The sequence below is a fragment of the Streptosporangium sp. NPDC053982 genome, from assembly GCF_055585205.1.
Genome location: NZ_JBVJKQ010000016.1, coordinates 192,099 through 206,667, shown reverse-complemented (window position 1 = coordinate 206,667; position 14,569 = coordinate 192,099). Strand labels below are relative to the sequence as shown.

At 73.7% G+C, this 14,569-nt stretch carries 13 protein-coding genes; 4 read left to right on the top strand and 9 right to left on the bottom strand.

What is annotated here, in order from left to right:
• The 6 genes from ACZ6W9_RS28700 to ACZ6W9_RS28675 all read right to left on the bottom strand — a co-directional run.
• The coding region (locus ACZ6W9_RS28700) for a YdcF family protein (protein ID WP_470120523.1) at positions 1–757 on the bottom strand (757 nt) is incomplete at its 3' end.
• A 97-nt stretch (positions 758–854) separates the two neighbouring features.
• Positions 855–1,682, bottom strand: a complete 828-nt coding sequence (locus ACZ6W9_RS28695; RefSeq protein ID WP_470120521.1) for a sirohydrochlorin chelatase — start codon at positions 1,680–1,682, stop codon at positions 855–857.
• A gap of 356 nt (positions 1,683–2,038) precedes the next feature.
• Entirely contained in the window at positions 2,039–2,644 is a 606-nt protein-coding gene (locus ACZ6W9_RS28690; protein ID WP_389966045.1) for a LutC/YkgG family protein, read from the bottom strand.
• The gene (locus ACZ6W9_RS28685; RefSeq protein ID WP_389966500.1) at positions 2,641–4,026 is read right to left on the bottom strand and encodes a lactate utilization protein B; all 1,386 of its coding nucleotides are present in this window, start codon (positions 4,024–4,026) and stop codon (positions 2,641–2,643) included. The genes ACZ6W9_RS28690 and ACZ6W9_RS28685 overlap by 4 nt, the downstream gene beginning before the upstream one ends.
• 23 nt (positions 4,027–4,049) lie before the next feature.
• Positions 4,050–4,805, bottom strand: a complete 756-nt coding sequence (locus ACZ6W9_RS28680) for a (Fe-S)-binding protein (protein WP_389966048.1) — start codon at positions 4,803–4,805, stop codon at positions 4,050–4,052.
• A gap of 69 nt (positions 4,806–4,874) precedes the next feature.
• Positions 4,875–6,473: a sulfatase family protein gene (locus tag ACZ6W9_RS28675; RefSeq protein ID WP_389966051.1), complete on the bottom strand. Its 1,599-nt coding sequence runs from the start codon at positions 6,471–6,473 to the stop codon at positions 4,875–4,877.
• A 106-nt stretch (positions 6,474–6,579) separates the two neighbouring features.
• Here ACZ6W9_RS28675 and ACZ6W9_RS28670 point away from each other — a divergent pair, with 106 nt between their 5' ends.
• On the top strand, positions 6,580–7,599 hold the full coding sequence (locus ACZ6W9_RS28670; protein WP_389966054.1) for an LLM class F420-dependent oxidoreductase: 1,020 nt from the start codon (positions 6,580–6,582) through the stop codon (positions 7,597–7,599).
• Between the two features lie 74 nt (positions 7,600–7,673).
• On the opposite strand, the gene ACZ6W9_RS28665 is transcribed toward ACZ6W9_RS28670, so the two are convergent.
• On the bottom strand, positions 7,674–9,659 hold the full coding sequence (locus ACZ6W9_RS28665) for an FtsX-like permease family protein (protein WP_470120518.1): 1,986 nt from the start codon (positions 9,657–9,659) through the stop codon (positions 7,674–7,676).
• 5 nt (positions 9,660–9,664) lie between these two features.
• Positions 9,665–10,477: an ABC transporter ATP-binding protein gene (locus ACZ6W9_RS28660; RefSeq protein WP_470120516.1), complete on the bottom strand. Its 813-nt coding sequence runs from the start codon at positions 10,475–10,477 to the stop codon at positions 9,665–9,667.
• Positions 10,478–10,711: 234 nt separating this feature from the next.
• Between ACZ6W9_RS28660 and ACZ6W9_RS28655 the strand changes: the two genes are divergently transcribed.
• Positions 10,712–11,362 (top strand): response regulator, encoded by a 651-nt coding sequence (locus ACZ6W9_RS28655; RefSeq protein WP_389966057.1) that lies wholly within the window; start codon positions 10,712–10,714, stop codon positions 11,360–11,362.
• Positions 11,363–11,464: 102 nt separating this feature from the next.
• On the top strand, positions 11,465–12,175 hold the full coding sequence (locus ACZ6W9_RS28650) for a DUF4328 domain-containing protein (protein ID WP_470120513.1): 711 nt from the start codon (positions 11,465–11,467) through the stop codon (positions 12,173–12,175).
• On the opposite strand, the gene ACZ6W9_RS28645 is transcribed toward ACZ6W9_RS28650, so the two are convergent.
• Entirely contained in the window at positions 12,115–12,381 is a 267-nt protein-coding gene (locus ACZ6W9_RS28645) for a DUF6504 family protein (RefSeq protein ID WP_389966063.1), read from the bottom strand. The genes ACZ6W9_RS28650 and ACZ6W9_RS28645 overlap by 61 nt on opposite strands.
• Positions 12,382–12,549: 168 nt before the next feature.
• Between ACZ6W9_RS28645 and ACZ6W9_RS28640 the strand changes: the two genes are divergently transcribed.
• On the top strand, positions 12,550–14,556 hold the full coding sequence (locus ACZ6W9_RS28640) for a serine/threonine-protein kinase (RefSeq protein WP_389966504.1): 2,007 nt from the start codon (positions 12,550–12,552) through the stop codon (positions 14,554–14,556).
• Positions 14,557–14,569: the final 13 nt, after the last annotated feature.

Genomic DNA, 14,569 nt, shown 5'->3' with positions numbered 1-14,569 from the left:
CGGAACCCTGGCGTTCCGTGGAACCCTGGCGTTCCGTGGAACCCTGGCGTTCCGTGGAACCCTGGCGTTCCGTGGAACCCTGGCGTTCCGTGGAACCCCGCGCTCCGTGGCGTGAACGCCCCGAACCCCTCCCGGGCGGCGCGACGGTTTCGAGGCCCCGCAGCGAGACCTTCCGTTCGCCGGCCTTGATACCCCGGAGCGTCCAGAGCCCGTACAGGGCCAGCAGCGGTTTGACGGCCGTCCACTCGCCGGGGCGGTAGTCGTCCGCGCGTACGAGCCTCCTGGCCAGATCAGGACGCTGCCGCCGCAGGTACGCGCGGGCCTTGAGCGCGTGAGCCGGCTGGGAGACGATCTTGATGCGGCCGGCGCCCTCAAGCAGTGGGATCACGTTCGTGATGTTCTCCCACGTCGTGGCGCTTTGCTCCTCAAGGAGCAGTGTGCCGTCGAACCCGAGCACCGACTTCGCGTAGTCGGCCATCAGCCGGGCCTCCGGGACGGCACCGCCGACGGCGCCGCCGCTGAAGATCACGCGAGTGTCGCGTGCGCGGTCGGCGGAGACGGAACGGATGCCGGCACGGACCCGCCAGCGATTGACGAGGTTCGCCGTCGCCTGGGGGTTCCGATAGCCCAGCACGACCACGGCCTCGGAGTCGCCCTCGCCGTCTCCCACGAGGGCCCGGGACCAGCGCCGGTTCAGCCACTCGCCCCAGACCAGGATCGCAGCGCCGGCCATCGCCGGCCCCGTCCTTCGTCGCATGCGGCAACATTAGGACACCCCGGCAGGACGTCCCCGGCGCCGGGCGGCGAGGACACACGCCGCGCCGGATCCCCCGCCTTCCAGGCGGGAGGGGCCGTCAGCAGATGACGCCGCCGAGCGCCTCCTCGTAGCGGTCGACGACCACGTCGGCCAGGCCCTCGCAGTCGCCGATGACGTCGGCGCACCGGACGTCGAGGTCGGGGTGGCCCGCGGCGTAGGCCATGGCCTGGGCCCAGACGCGGTCGAGCACCCCGCCGCCGAACAGCAGGTAGGGGACGACGATCACGCGCTTGGCCCCGAGCCGGCGGCAGCGCTCGATACCGCCGGGGACACCGGGCGGGGTGAGGGAGACGAACGCCGTCTCCACGGTCATGTACTCGTGGGCGTGCGTCTCCCAGAACAGGCGGGAGACCCGGTGGACGTCGGCGTTGGCGGCGGGGCTGGTGGAGCCGTCGCCGACCAGGACCACGGCGGTCTCGCCGATCTCGATGCGTTCGGGCTCGTCGTCGAACGGACCGGCGGCCGCGGGGACCAGGCGGAGGCTGGCGACCTCGGCGGCGGCGTCGGCCAGGCGCTCGGCCAGCAGCGTCAGCACGCGGGGGTCGGGACCGAGCGGGCGGCCGTAGTCGCAGGAGAGCGTCGGATGGCGCTTCTGTTCCAGGGCCATCACGGAGAGGAGGTCGGCGTCGGCGCGCATGTCCTCGATGAGGCTCAGCGGCAGCGCCACCATCCGGTGATGTCCCCGGGCGACCAGCGAGGCGATCGAGTCGCTGAGGCGGGGCCTGGCCATGCTGGTGTATCCGCCGGAGACGTCGGCCGCCGTCCGGTCCAGACGGCAGCGGAGCCGGTGGACGAACCTGCCGAATTCCGCGGAACCCGCATCATCGTGCGAGCCCTGCCCGACGAGCAGCAGCGGCGGTTTCATCAAGGAGGGACTCCAATGACCTTGACCTGGCAGTACGCGGTGGATCTCGACCCGGGGACACTCGGTCGCGAGTGGCGAGGATATCCGATGGCGCGGCGGCGCGAGCAGGTAACGGACTGTCCAAAAGCGGCACGGCGCCTCTTCGCCCCTTCGGGCGACGATCCGGGCCGATCCCTCCGGACCGGGGCCGACCAGGCAGGACGTCCGGAATTCCATGGACCGGAACGGCCGGCCGGGCCGCACGCCGCCTCACCGCGACACCCCGGCGCGACGCCTCACCACCTCACCGCGACACCTCACCCGACGCCGGGCCGTACCGTCGCCGCGCCGGAACGGAACGGAACGGGACAGGACGGTCAGTGGATGACGATCACTTCCAGCACGCGCGGGCCGTGCACGCCCTCGATCCGGTTCAGCTCGATGTCGCTGGTCGCCGAGGGACCGCTGATCCACGTCAGCGGCCGGGCCGGGTCGAGCCGCCCGACGGCATCGGGCACGTCGGCCACGATCTGATCGGCCCGCACCACGCACAGGTGGTAGTCCGGGACCAGGGTCAGCGCCCGCCGTCCCTGCCCGGGGCCGGCGTCCAGCACGATCGTGCCGGTCTCGGCGATCGCCACCGCGCATCCGGTGATCACACCGTCCACGGTGTCCAGTTCGGCGGCACTCAGCGGCGGATCGTCGGCGACCGGCTCGGGGGGCGTCCACTCCGGGGGCAGGCCCGCGGGGACGACCATCCGGGCGGCGCCGCGTCCGGCCAGCGCCGCGGTGATCGTCGCGGTCGCCTCCTCCTCGGCCACCACGTGCACGGCGGCGCGGTAGTCGGCCACCCGCTCGGCGAACAGCTCCACCGCGCCGGGCAGGTCGCGTGTCCCGCGGTAGGCGCGGGTGATCTCCACGTCGGGCGCCCCGGCCACGGCCGCGCGGATCCTGGCCAGGATCAGCTCTCTGCTCCCGCTCATCGGGTGCCTCCGTCCGTACGGTTCCACCAGTCGCGGAAGGACTCGGCGGGGATGTCGGGAAGGTCGCGGGTGTCGGTCCAGGCGGCCATCGGACCGGGCAGCCGTCCGGGGACGAAACGGCGCAACCGCCCGGCGAGCCGCTGGGCCCCCGCCAGACGCGCCGGGCGGTCGAACACCCATCCGGCGGCGCGCATGCCGAGACGTTCGGCGCGCGGGTGGCGGGCCCTGCCCCGCAGGTGGACCAGGACCTCGGGGATGTCGATCGCCACCGGGCAGGCGTCGAAGCAGGCGCCGCACAGGCTGGAGGCGTACGGCAGCGAGGCGTCGAGCTCGGAGGTCATGCCGCGCATCTGCGGGGTGAGGATCGCGCCGATCGGGCCAGGGTAGACCGAGCCGTAGGCGTGGCCGCCGGCGCGCTCGTAGACGGGGCAGACATTCAGGCAGGCCGAGCAGCGGATGCAGCGCAGCGCCTGCCGCCCCACCTCGTCGGCGAGGACCCGGGTGCGGCCGTTGTCCAGCAGGACCAGGTGGAACTCCTGCCCCTCGACGGCACCGGTCCAGGTGGAGGTGTAGGGGTTCATCCGCTCGCCGGTGGAGCTGCGGGGCAGCAGCTGGAGGAAGACCTCCAGGTCGCGCCAGGTCGGCAGGAGCTTCTCGATGCCGACCACGCTGATCAGCGTCTCGGGCAGGGTCAGGCACATCCGGCCGTTGCCCTCGGACTCCAGCACCACCAGCGTGCCGGTCTCGGCGATCATGAAGTTGGCACCGGAGATCGCGACCCTGGTGGACAGGAAGCGCTCCCGCAGGTGGAGGCGGGCCGCCTCGGCCAGGGCGCGGGGGTCGTCGGTCAGCCCGCCGGGCGCCGGGCGGCCCCAGTCCGCCATCTTCGCGCGGAAGATCTCGCGGATCTCCGAGCGGTTGCGGTGGATGGCGGGGACCAGGATGTGCGAGGGCCGATCGTCGCCGAGCTGCACGATCAGCTCGGCGAGGTCGGTCTCGTAGGCGGTGATGCCCGCGCGGCCGAGCGCCTCGTTGAGCCCGATCTCCTGGGTGGCCATCGACTTGACCTTGACGACGCTGGTCTCGCCGGTCGCCCTGACCAGGCCGGTGACGATCCGGTTGGCCTCGGCGGCGTCGGCCGCCCAGTGGACGTGGCCGCCGGCCGCGGTGACGGTCTCCTCCAGCCGCAGGAGGTGACGGTCCAGGTCGCGCAGCGTGTGGTCCTTGATCTGCCGGCCCGCGGCGCGCAGCTCCGCCCAGTCGGGAAGCTCGGCGACGACGGAGGCCCGCCGGCCGCGGATCGTGCGCGTGGCCTTGCGGAGGTTGAACCTGAGCTGGGAGTCCTGTACGGCGGAGGCCGCGTTGCGCGGGAACGCGGGCATGCCGAGGAACGCGGCGTTCCCGCTCACCGGCCGTCCTCCGCGGGGTTCTCAATGGTCTTCTCCATGGTGTTCTCCATGGGATCCTCCACGGCGGCGAGGATCTCGGCGAGGTGCATGGTCCGCACCCCGGTGCGCTGCCGCCGCAGGGCGCCGCCGATGTGCATCAGGCAGGAGTTGTCGGCGGCGCAGACCACCTCCGCGCCGGTGTCCATGACGTTGCGCACCTTGTCGGCGCACATCGCCGCGGAGACCGCCGGGTTCTTCACCGCGAAGGTCCCTCCGAAGCCGCAGCACTCCTCGGCCTCGGGCAGCGGGACCAGCTCCAGGCCCCGCACCCGCTCCAGCAGGCGGAGCGGCCGGTCGCCCAGGCGCAGGCCGCGCAGCGAGTGGCAGGTCGGGTGGTAGGTCACCCGGTGCGGGAAGTACGCGCCGACGTCCTCGACGCCGAGGACGTCGAGGAGGAACTCCGACAGCTCGTGGACCTCCGGCCCGTCCGGGGCGGCGCGGACCAGCTTCGGGTACTGCTCCCGGACCATCGCGGCGCACGACCCCGACGGCACCACGACCGCGTCGTAACCGGCGAAGACGTCCGCAAAGTGCCGTGCCAGCCGCCTGCCCTCCGCGAGGTAGCCGGTGTTGACGTGCATCTGGCCGCAGCACGTCTGCGCCGCGGGGAAGTCCACGTCGCATCCCAGGCGGCGCAGCAGGGTCACGGTCGCCTGCCCGGTGCCGGGGAACAGCGTGTCGTTCACGCAGGTGACGAAAAGGGCGACGCGCAAGGCACTCCTTCCCGAGTGTGACGGGACACATTACCTGTCCGGCTTCCGCAGCCTCGGGAAGGGTGCGGGTCAGGGCCGGAGGGCCGCTCCCGGCGTGTCCCCTGAGGTTCCGGAGGTCACGGAGACCGGGACCGGGACGACCCCGGACGACGGGCCGGGGACCCCCAGGGAGACGGGCCCGAGTGAGGACGCCGGGGACGGGACGGTGCCGGTGATCGAGGGCGGCCGGACGGAGTCCGCCACCCGGCACGACGCGCCCGAGCACGTCGCCAGCGCGTCGAGCTGCCGGTCGAACGCGGAGATCACCGACGGCGGCACCCCGGCCGCGAGGTTGTGGAGCTGGTAGGGGTCGGTGACGAGGTCGTAGAGCTGGTACTCCCCGGTCGCGTAGCGGACGAAGGTGTAGCGGGCGGTCCGCATCCCCCGGTATTCCGGGACCGGCGTCTGGCGGGCCGAGCTCAGGTTGAACGGGCGGTTGAACTCCAGCAGCACGTTCTGCCGCCAGGACGGGGGCGTGCGGCCGCGCAGCAGCGGCACCAGGGACCGTCCCTCGGCGAAGGAGGGCAGCCGTGCCCCGCCCAGGTCGGCGAAGGTCGGGGCGAGATCGACGTTGGCGCCCATCTCCTCGACGACGCCGCCGGGTTGCACGCCCGGCCCGCGGACCACGAGCGGGACCTTGATCGCCTCGTCGAACGGGGTGGTCTTGCCGTGCTGGAGCCGGTGCTGGCCCAGGTGGAACCCGTTATCGGAGCCGAAGAAGATGTAGGTGTCGTCCAGTTTCCCGGCGGCCCTGAGGGTCTCGACCAGGGCGCCGACCATGTCGTCCACGCCCAGCATGGCGCGGAGCCTCCGGCGGTAGCGCTCGTCGATCCGCTGGGTGGCGAGCGCGCCGAACCGCGGGCGCATCCGCATCCAGAGGGGCTCGGCGGAGACGTCCTCCTGGTTGAACGACGGCGTCCGCGGCGCCGTCGCGTAGGGGAACGCCGCGGCGTGCCGGGGCGCGCAGTTGGCCGGGTTGTGCGGGGCGATGGGCGCGAGGTAGAGGAAGAAGGGCTGGTCGCCCGGCTGGGAGACGAACGTCTGGGCCTTCTCGCTCAGCACGTCGCCGAGGTAGTCCTCGGGCAGCGAGCCGTACGACCGTACGGTGCCGTTCTCGTTGAGCGCGTAGTCGTACTCCTTGTAGAGGTTGCGTACAGGGACGTCCCATTCGTCCCAGCCGGGCGGCACGTGGTCCGGCGGGGCGATTCCGCCGGGGTAGTGGTTGAGGTACTTGCCCATCAGCCCGGTGCGGTACCCGGCGTCCTGCATCCAGGTCCCGATCGTGGAACGTTCCAGACCTGAGGTGAAGAACTTCTCGAAACCCCCTTCGGGGCCGGTGTTGGTCAGCACGCCGTGGCTGTGGACGTACTGGGAGCGCAGGATCGACGAGCGGGAGGGGCAGCACCAGGAGTTCGACACGAAGAAGCGCTCGAAGCCGGTCCCGGCGAGGACGAGCTGGTTCCAGATGTTCGGGAAGAGGTGGAGGTTCCCGGCCTCCAGGTCGTCGGTGAGGATGAACACGATGTTCGGCCGCCGGACGGCCTGCGCCGCCGTGGGGGCCAGTCCGGACGCCGCCGCGAGGACGGACAGCAACGTCAGGCACAGGAGCTTGCGGGCGGTGTTCAGCACAAGCTCACGTTTCCCACCTGCCACGACGCCGACACCTCCCCCTCGACCACCACCACTGGAACGTGTTCTCATCGGGTAGGCGCACGACTTCTCGCGGGAGGCCCCCATGACCGCCGATCTGAGGCTCGGACTGAACCTCGGCTACTGGCAGCGCGAACCCTCCGACGCCACGCCGCTCGTCCAGGCCGCCGAGCGGCTGGGCTACGACTCCGTGTGGACCGCCGAGGCGTACGGCAGCGACGCCTTCACCCCGTTGGCCTGGTACGGCGCCCGTACGTCCCGGATCAGGCTGGGCACCTCGGTGGTCCAGCTCTCGGCCCGGACCCCGGCGGCGACCGCGATGACCGCGATGACGCTGGACCACCTGACCGGCGGGAGGCTGCTGCTCGGGATCGGCGCCTCCGGCCCGCAGGTGGTCGAGGGCTGGTACGGCGTGCCGTTCCCCCGGCCGCTGGCCCGCACCCGCGAGTACGTCGAGATCATGCGGAAGGTCTGGCGGCGCGAGGAGCCGGTGACGCACGACGGCGAGCACTACCCGCTCCCCTACCCGGGCGGCGCCGGCCTCGGCAAGCCGCTGAAGCTGATCACCCGTCCGCTGCGCCCCGACATCCCCGTCTACCTGGGCGCCGAAGGCCCCCGGAACGTCGCGCTCGCCGCGGAGATCTCCGACGGCTGGCTGCCGCTGTTCACGCTCCCGGAGCGGATCGGCGAGATGTACGGCCCGTCGCTCGCCGGGGCGGCTCCGGACTTCGACATCGCGGCGATGGTCATGACACTGCTCACCGACGACGTCCGGGGCGCCCTGGACGCGGTGAAGGCGATGCTGACCCTCTACATCGGCGGCATGGGGGCCAAGGGCCGCAACTTCCACTCCGACATCGTCGCCAGGATGGGGTACGGCGAGGCGGCCGAGCGGATCCAGGCGCTCTACCTGGCCGGGCGCAGGCAGGAGGCGTTCGCGGCGGTCCCGGACGAACTGGCCGACGGCATCTCCCTGGTCGGCCCGGCCGGGCGGATCCGCGAGCGCCTCGCCGTGTGGCGGGCGAGCCCGGTCACCAGCCTGCTGGTGATGGGCCCGCGGGACGAGGACGCCCTGCGGACGATCCGCGACCTGGTCCTGGGCTGACGCTCCGCGCCGCGGTCCCGGCCCGGCACCCCGGCCCGACCGCGGCGCGGGGTCGGTCCGGCCGCGGCGCGGGGTCAGTCCGGCCGCGGTGCGGGGTCGGCGGTGACCGACCGCAGCAGCGGAGCGCTGGCCGCCCCTGCCCCCGCCACCCCGGCGAAGCCGAGGACCACGCAGGTCAGCAGGACCATCAGCCCGCTCGTGTTCATCGCGGCGTACACGAACGGCAGGGCGCAGAGCATGCCCGCCGCGATGGTGCCGCCGCCCATGACCGTCAGCGGGATGAGCGTCTCGGACCGGCGGGCCGCGTTCAGCACCGAGAGCGGGGTGCCCGCCAGCCTGAGCAGCGCGTAGGTCTGCCGCCGGTCCAGGACCGAGGAGGCGGCGGTGATCCCGGCGCTGGCGATCGCCACCAGGAAGGACACCGCGAGCACGGCGACCACTCCGGTGCGGATGTCGCCGATCACCCGGTTGCTGGCCCGCTGGTCGTCGGCCGCCGTGGTGGCCACGCCGCCCGGGACCAGGCCGGACAGCGCGGTGCGGGCCCGGTCGAGCGTCGCGGCGTCACGCGCGCGGGGCGTGACGGCGACGACCTTCAGTCCGCCTTCGCGGCCCTCGCCTCCGCCGGTCGTCCGCACCGCCGCCGGGACGCCGGCCGCCGACAGCCGCTCGCGGGCCTGGCCCGCGACCTCGGAGAGACGCGCGGGAGGCGCCGAGACGCGCAGGACGGCGGCGTCGGGGGAGCCGAGCAGGCCGCTGTCCGGGACGAGCAGGCCGATGAACCCGGCGATGAATCCGATCATGGCGACGCCGCTCACCGTCCGCCAGGCGGACCTGGGGTCGTCGATCAGGCGGCGGCCGGCCAGCAGCCGGGCCGGGCCGCGCGCGGTGCGCGCGACGATCCGGCCGATCCGGCCGACCACCCAGGGACCGGCGAGGTTGACGGCGCCGAAGGCCAGCCCCAGGGAGAGGGCGAAGATCCCCACGCCCGCCCCCATGCCGCCGACGACGGGCACCGTGGCGAGGGCGGCGAGCAGCGCGACGACCCGGACGAAGCGCATCGCCGGGGGCGTCTCCCGCCGCGCGACGCCCAGCGGGCTGACCACGACGCGGCGCAGCCCGGCCACCGCCGACAGGCCGACGAGCAGCGGCACGGCCGCCAGCACGCCCGCCACCGCCGGCACGCCCGGCCACAGGTCGGCCAGGAACCAGGAGCCGCCGGCCACCTCGATCCCGGTGAGCAGCGGGGAGCAGGTCCCGTACAGGGCCAGGCCGAGCAGCGCGCCGCAGAACGCGGTGATCACCGCCTCCGCGACGGTCATCGTGACGACCTGCCCCGGGGTCGCGCCGACCAGCCGGAGCGCGGCCAGGCGCTGGTCGCGGCGGGCCACGGTGAGCCGGGCCGCGGCGCCACCGAACACCAGCAGCGGCACGACCATCAGGACGCTGGCGATCACCCCGAGGATCTGGTAGCCGATCGCCTCGTCGGTGCGCTGCCCGGCGAAGGAGGAGATCCGTACCGGCCCGAGACCGCGGTCCCGGTCGTCGTGGCCCGGCGCCTTGGCGGTCATCTCCGGGGAGTCCGCCGACTGCCCGCGGACGACCAGGAGTTCGCCGGGGTGGACCAGCGTCCCCTCCTCGACGGTCCCGGCGCGCCGGCCCGGGAACCGGTCGGCGAGCTGGTCCGCGGGAAGACTCCCGGCGAGTTCTGCGAGCGCCGGGGAGAACCAGACCTCTCCGGGGGCGGGGAAGCGGGTCAGGCCGGGCGGAGCGGGCGCGTCCGGCTTCAGCGCCGTCAGGTTCACGACGGTGATCCGCCGGCCGCGCACGTGGTCGGTGCGCACCGACTCGGCCGCCACCGCCGCCGTCCCGTCCGCGGCGGCCACCGGGTTGCGCCACGCCTCCCGGTCGGCCCGGCCCTGGAAGGCGAAGTTGACGGCCACGGTGAACAGCAGGAGCGCGGTGCTGATCGCCACCGCCGCCGCGGTCAGCCCGGCGCCCAGCAGGCCGCGGCGGCCCCCGCCGCGCAGCAGCCGCCAGGCCAGTCCGACCAGGTTGCCCATCGCGCTCACCGGTCCGCCCCGGGCGGCACCGGGGCTCCGGTCTCCCGGTCCCATCCGCCCGGACCGGCCGCCGCGGGCGCGGCGGGCATGACGACCGTGGCAGGCGCGGCAGGTGCTGCGGGCGCGGGGGACCCGGCGTCCCGAGGTCCCGGCCGGCCGGGCAGGACGCGGCCGTCGCGGACCTCGACCACGCGGTCGCACCAGCGGGCCACCCCGTGGTCGTGGGTGACGACCACCAGCGACGCCCCGTTGTGCTTGGTGGCCTCCACCAGCAGGCGCATCGTCTCCTGTCCCGTGACCTGGTCGAGCGCGCCGGTCGGCTCGTCGGCGAAGATCACCGCGGGCCGGGTGACGAGCGCCCTGGCGATCGCCACCCGCTGCGCCTGACCGCCGGAGAGCTCACCCGGGCGCCGTCCCTCCATCCCGGCCAGGCCGAGCGGGGCGAACCACTCGCGGGCCCGCCGTACGGCGTCGGCCCGGGAGACGTCGCCGAGCATGAGCGGCAGCGCCACGTTCTCGTCGGCGGGCAGTTCGGGCAGGAGCTGGCCGAACTGGAACACGAACCCGAACCGGGTGCGGCGCAGGGCGCTGCGCTCGCGCTCACCCAGCGCGTCGATCCGCCGGTCCAGCAGGCGCACCTCTCCCTCGTCCGGCTTCATGATCCCGGCCAGGCAGTGCAGCAGGGTCGACTTGCCCGACCCACTCGGTCCCATGATCGCTACGGCCTCGCCGCCCCGGACGGCCAGCCCGACGCCGCCCAGCGCCACGGTCGGGCCGAACCGCTTGACCAGGCCGGCCCCTTCAAGCACAACATTCATGGCGACGACTCTTCCGCCCGAGGGGGCCGCGGCGGATCGGCCGGGAGTCCGATCCGGGCCCGCCGGCCTCGGCCGAAAGTCGGGGTCCGCGCCTCCCTGCGGCCGGGGGCGCGGATCCCGGGGAACAGGCGGCGCGGGTTCCGGGGCCGGCCTCCGGAGGCGTCCCGTGGCCGGTGTCCGGGGTGTTCCGATGCGAGGGTCCGAGCCCCCGGTACGGCTGGCAGAATCCATCGGGTGACGATTCGGGTGCTCATCGCTGACGATCAGGAACTGGTACGGACCGGGTTCAAGATGATCCTGGACGCCCAGCAGGACATGGAGGTCGTGGCGACCGTCGCGAACGGCGCCGAGGCGGTCGAGCACGCGCGCAGGCTGCGGCCCGACGTGTGCCTGCTCGACATCCGGATGCCCCTGCTGGACGGCCTGGAGGCCACCCGCGCCCTGGCCGGGCCCGGCGTCGCCGACCCGATGCGGGTGGTCATCGTCACGACGTTCGACCTGGACGAGTACGTCTACGGGGCGCTTCGGGCCGGGGCCACCGGGTTCCTGCTCAAGGACAGCGGGCCGACGCTGCTGATCGAGGCGATCCGGGCGGCGGCGGCCGGGGACTCCCTGGTGTCGCCGTCGGTCACCGTGCGGCTGCTGGCGCACCTGGCCCGGCCCAGGTCCGGCGGCGGCCGGCCGCCCGCCGAGCCGCTCACCGAGCGCGAGCTGGACGTCGTCCGCCTGGTGGCCAGGGGGCGGTCCAACCAGGAGGTGGCCGCGGAGCTGTTCGTCTCGCTGTCGACGGTCAAGACGCACCTCGGCAGCATCCAGGCGAAGCTCGGGACCAGGAACCGGGTGGAGACCGCGGCCTGGGCCTGGGAGTCGGGCGTGGTCGGCTGACGGCGGGGAACCGTTTCCGACCTGCGGTGGGCGCGGTTGACGAAGAGCCCTGCTGGATAGGAAAAGGGCAGACACTTCAGCGCATGCCGGGGGGAGATGACCATGCGCTCTGTCCCGCTGGCGCCGAGGAGGCCCGTCATGGTCGTCTACGTGCTCCTCGCCGCCCAGGTACTCGCGGTCGCCTGCCTGACCGCGTTCGAGGAGACGCGCGGGCGATGGCTGGCCCGCCGGCTGGCGACACTCGGCGGCGACCACCACGCTCCCGCGGCGCAGGCCGTCGCCGGGGCCGCAAGTGCCTTCGCCCTGCTGCTGATCCTCGTGGTGGCGACCACGGTCGCGGCGGCCGTCGCCTACCTGTCGTGGCTGGTACGGGCCCGGCAGAGCATCGCCCCCTCCCGGTCTCCGGTCGCCCCTGTGCTGGCGGCGTGGTTCGTGCCGGTGGTCAACCTCGTCGCCCCGCCGCTGATGCTGCACCGCCTGTGGCGGGACTCCCGTCCGGCGCCCGGCGGGGGCGGCCACTGGCCGGTGCTGCTCACCGCCTGGTGGCTGAGCTGGCTGGCCGTACTGGCCGTGGTCACCGTACGGCTGATCGGCGGGCGCGGGGACGGGGGCCTGACCGGGCTCGGCCCGGCCGAGCTGGCCGTGGTCGCCGCCTGCGCCGCGCTGTGCGCCGCGACCGTCCGGGAGGTCACCCGGGCGCAGGACCCGGACGCCCGCCGCCGCCTCGCGGGGACGCGGGCCGGGGCGGGGCGTCAGTCCCAGGCCCTGATCAGCAACCAGCCCTCGGCGGCGGTGTCGAAGCGGAGCTCGTAGGTGCCGAGCCGGTCACCGGGATCGGCCTCGACCCGCCAGAAACGGCGCTCTCCGGGGTCGCTGTCGGAGATCTTCCACCACTCCCGGGCGACGACCCAGTGGTCCAGCACCCTCTGCACGGTGTGGAGCCGGTCGCGCCAGAGGAACCGGACCGGCAGCCCGTCGTGGGTCCACACGTCGATCGGGTCACCGTAAAGTCTGCTCAAGGCGCTCTTCTCCCGCGGCCGTCGAACTGATCACCCGGGGGAAGACGGGCCTGGGCGTCGAACATACGTTCTTATCCGGCGCAGTGCAAGCCGCAGGCCGTCACAACTGCCGATCATCGTGAAGATCTCGGTAGTGTGAGCCACCCAACGGATGGCATGCGGTTAGGTATGACGGTGAACAACCTCGAATCCGGCGACTCTCCACACATCGGCCGCTATCGCGTGCTCCGGCCGCTGGGCCGGGGCGGGATGGGCACGGTCTATCTCGGCGAGTCGCCCGAGGGACGGCAGGTCGCCATCAAGGTGATCAACCCGGAGTACACCCGTCACGAGCAGTTCAGGATGCGTTTCCGCAGGGAGGCCGAGGCCGCCCGGCGGGTCCGCCGGTTCTGCACCGCCGCCGTGATCGAGGCCGACCTGGACGGCGACCAGCTCTACGTCGTCACCGAGTACGTGGCCGGCCCGAATCTGGAGGAGGCCGTGCGGGCACAGGGGCCGCTGTTCGGCTCCAGCCTCGACGCGCTGGCGGTCGGCGTGGCGACCGCGCTCACCTCGATCCACGGCGCCGGGATCGTGCACCGCGATCTGAAGCCCTCCAACGTGCTGCTCTCCTCCCTCGGCCCCCGGGTGATCGACTTCGGCATCGCCCGGGCGCTGGACACCCTCAGCGGGATCACCGGGACGGGCGAGATCATCGGAACCCCCCGCTACATGGCGCCGGAGGTGCTGCGCGGCGAGCGCGTCTCCCCCGCCTGCGACGTGTTCTCCTGGGGCTGCCTGATGGCCTTCGCCGCGAGCGGCCGGCCGCCGTTCGGCGGGGACTCGCTGCCCTCGGTGATGTACCAGGTGCTGAACACCGACCCCGCGCTGGAGGGCATGGAGCCCGCGCTGCGCGAGCTGGTGGCCCGCGCCCTGGTCAAGGACCCGGAGCGCCGGCCCACCGCCCAGCAGATCCTCGACCACCTCATCGGCCGTTCGGCCGAGCCGGAGCAGGCCGCCCGCTCGGTCCGGACGGTCTGGCAGCAGGACCCACAGGTCACGGCGCCGGGCGCCCCGCAGCCGACCGCGCCGTGGCCGGGAACCGCCGAGCCGCGGACCGCCCCCTGGCCCGGCGCCGCACCGGGCGGACCGGGTGCTTCCGGGGGACACCACGCGCCGGGCCTTTCCGCCGGACCGGGTGCTTCCGGTGGCCCCGGCGGTCCCGGCGGGCCGGGTTTTCCGGGGTGGCCGGGCGCTCCAGGCGCTCCGGGCGGACACGCCGTACCCGAGAGGTCCGCCGTACCGGGCGGGCAGGTCCCGGGCCGTCCGGAAGAGTGGACCGCGCAGGAGACGCGCGCCGGCGGGCCGGGCGGGGCCCCGCCGGCGGGCCCGGCCGGTCCGCCCGCGGCGCGCGGCGGCCGGACGGGAGGGCGGCTCCGCCTGGCCGTCGCGGCGACGGCGGCCCTCGTCGTGGCCGGCGGAACGGGTCTGTATTTCCTGCTGTCCCCGAGCGGCCCACCGGACGACCTGCCCCTGCTCTACCAGGACGACTTCACCCAGAGCACCAACTGGGACAGCTCCGAATACGACCCGCCCACGCGGAAGTGGGGTTACTCCCACGAGGGCTACATCGCCATCGACGTCGACGGAGAGGACGCCGGCCACCGGATGGACGCGCCCATACCGTTCGTGACCGCGCCACCGGCCACCCCCGCCCCCTCGGCGAGCCCCACGCCCGTCGTCCCGACGCGGCTGCTCGTCGGCGTGGACGTCAGGATCCGCGGCGGCTCCGGGCCCGGCGACTACGGCGTGTTCTGCCGCGGCGACAAGGACAACCTCAACGCCACCCGGTACGAGTTCCTGCTCGACACCTCGGGCAAGGCCCGCATCCGCAAGACCATCGACAACGCCGGAGGAGAGCTCGCCGCGCCCGCCGAGGTGGACCTGCCGAAGGGCGAGGCCGCCCGCGTCCAGGCCGAGTGCGCCGACGAGGGCGAGAGCGGCGTGCGGCTGACCATGTGGGTCAACGGCAGGCGGGTGCAGACCGCCCGTGACGGCACCCCGCTGCCCAACGGCTCGGTCGGCGTGTTCGCCAGGGTCGCCGAGAAGGGCCGCGCCACGCTCAAGACGTCCTTCGACAACTTCACCCTGAACGGCCCGCTCCCGCCCAAGGGCTCCGCCGGGAAGGGCGGGTGACCCCCACGGGGCT

Coding starts and splice junctions, on each gene's coding strand:
- ACZ6W9_RS28695 (WP_470120521.1), bottom strand. CDS start 1,682: ATGAAACCGCCGCTGCTGCTCGTCGGGCAGGGCTCGCACGATGATGCG.
- ACZ6W9_RS28690 (WP_389966045.1), bottom strand. CDS start 2,644: ATGAGCGGGAGCAGAGAGCTGATCCTGGCCAGGATCCGCGCGGCCGTG.
- ACZ6W9_RS28685 (WP_389966500.1), bottom strand. CDS start 4,026: ATGCCCGCGTTCCCGCGCAACGCGGCCTCCGCCGTACAGGACTCCCAG.
- ACZ6W9_RS28670 (WP_389966054.1), top strand. CDS start 6,580: ATGACCGCCGATCTGAGGCTCGGACTGAACCTCGGCTACTGGCAGCGC.
- ACZ6W9_RS28665 (WP_470120518.1), bottom strand. CDS start 9,659: ATGGGCAACCTGGTCGGACTGGCCTGGCGGCTGCTGCGCGGCGGGGGC.
- ACZ6W9_RS28660 (WP_470120516.1), bottom strand. CDS start 10,477: ATGAATGTTGTGCTTGAAGGGGCCGGCCTGGTCAAGCGGTTCGGCCCG.
- ACZ6W9_RS28650 (WP_470120513.1), top strand. CDS start 11,465: ATGCGCTCTGTCCCGCTGGCGCCGAGGAGGCCCGTCATGGTCGTCTAC.
- ACZ6W9_RS28640 (WP_389966504.1), top strand. CDS start 12,550: ATGACGGTGAACAACCTCGAATCCGGCGACTCTCCACACATCGGCCGC.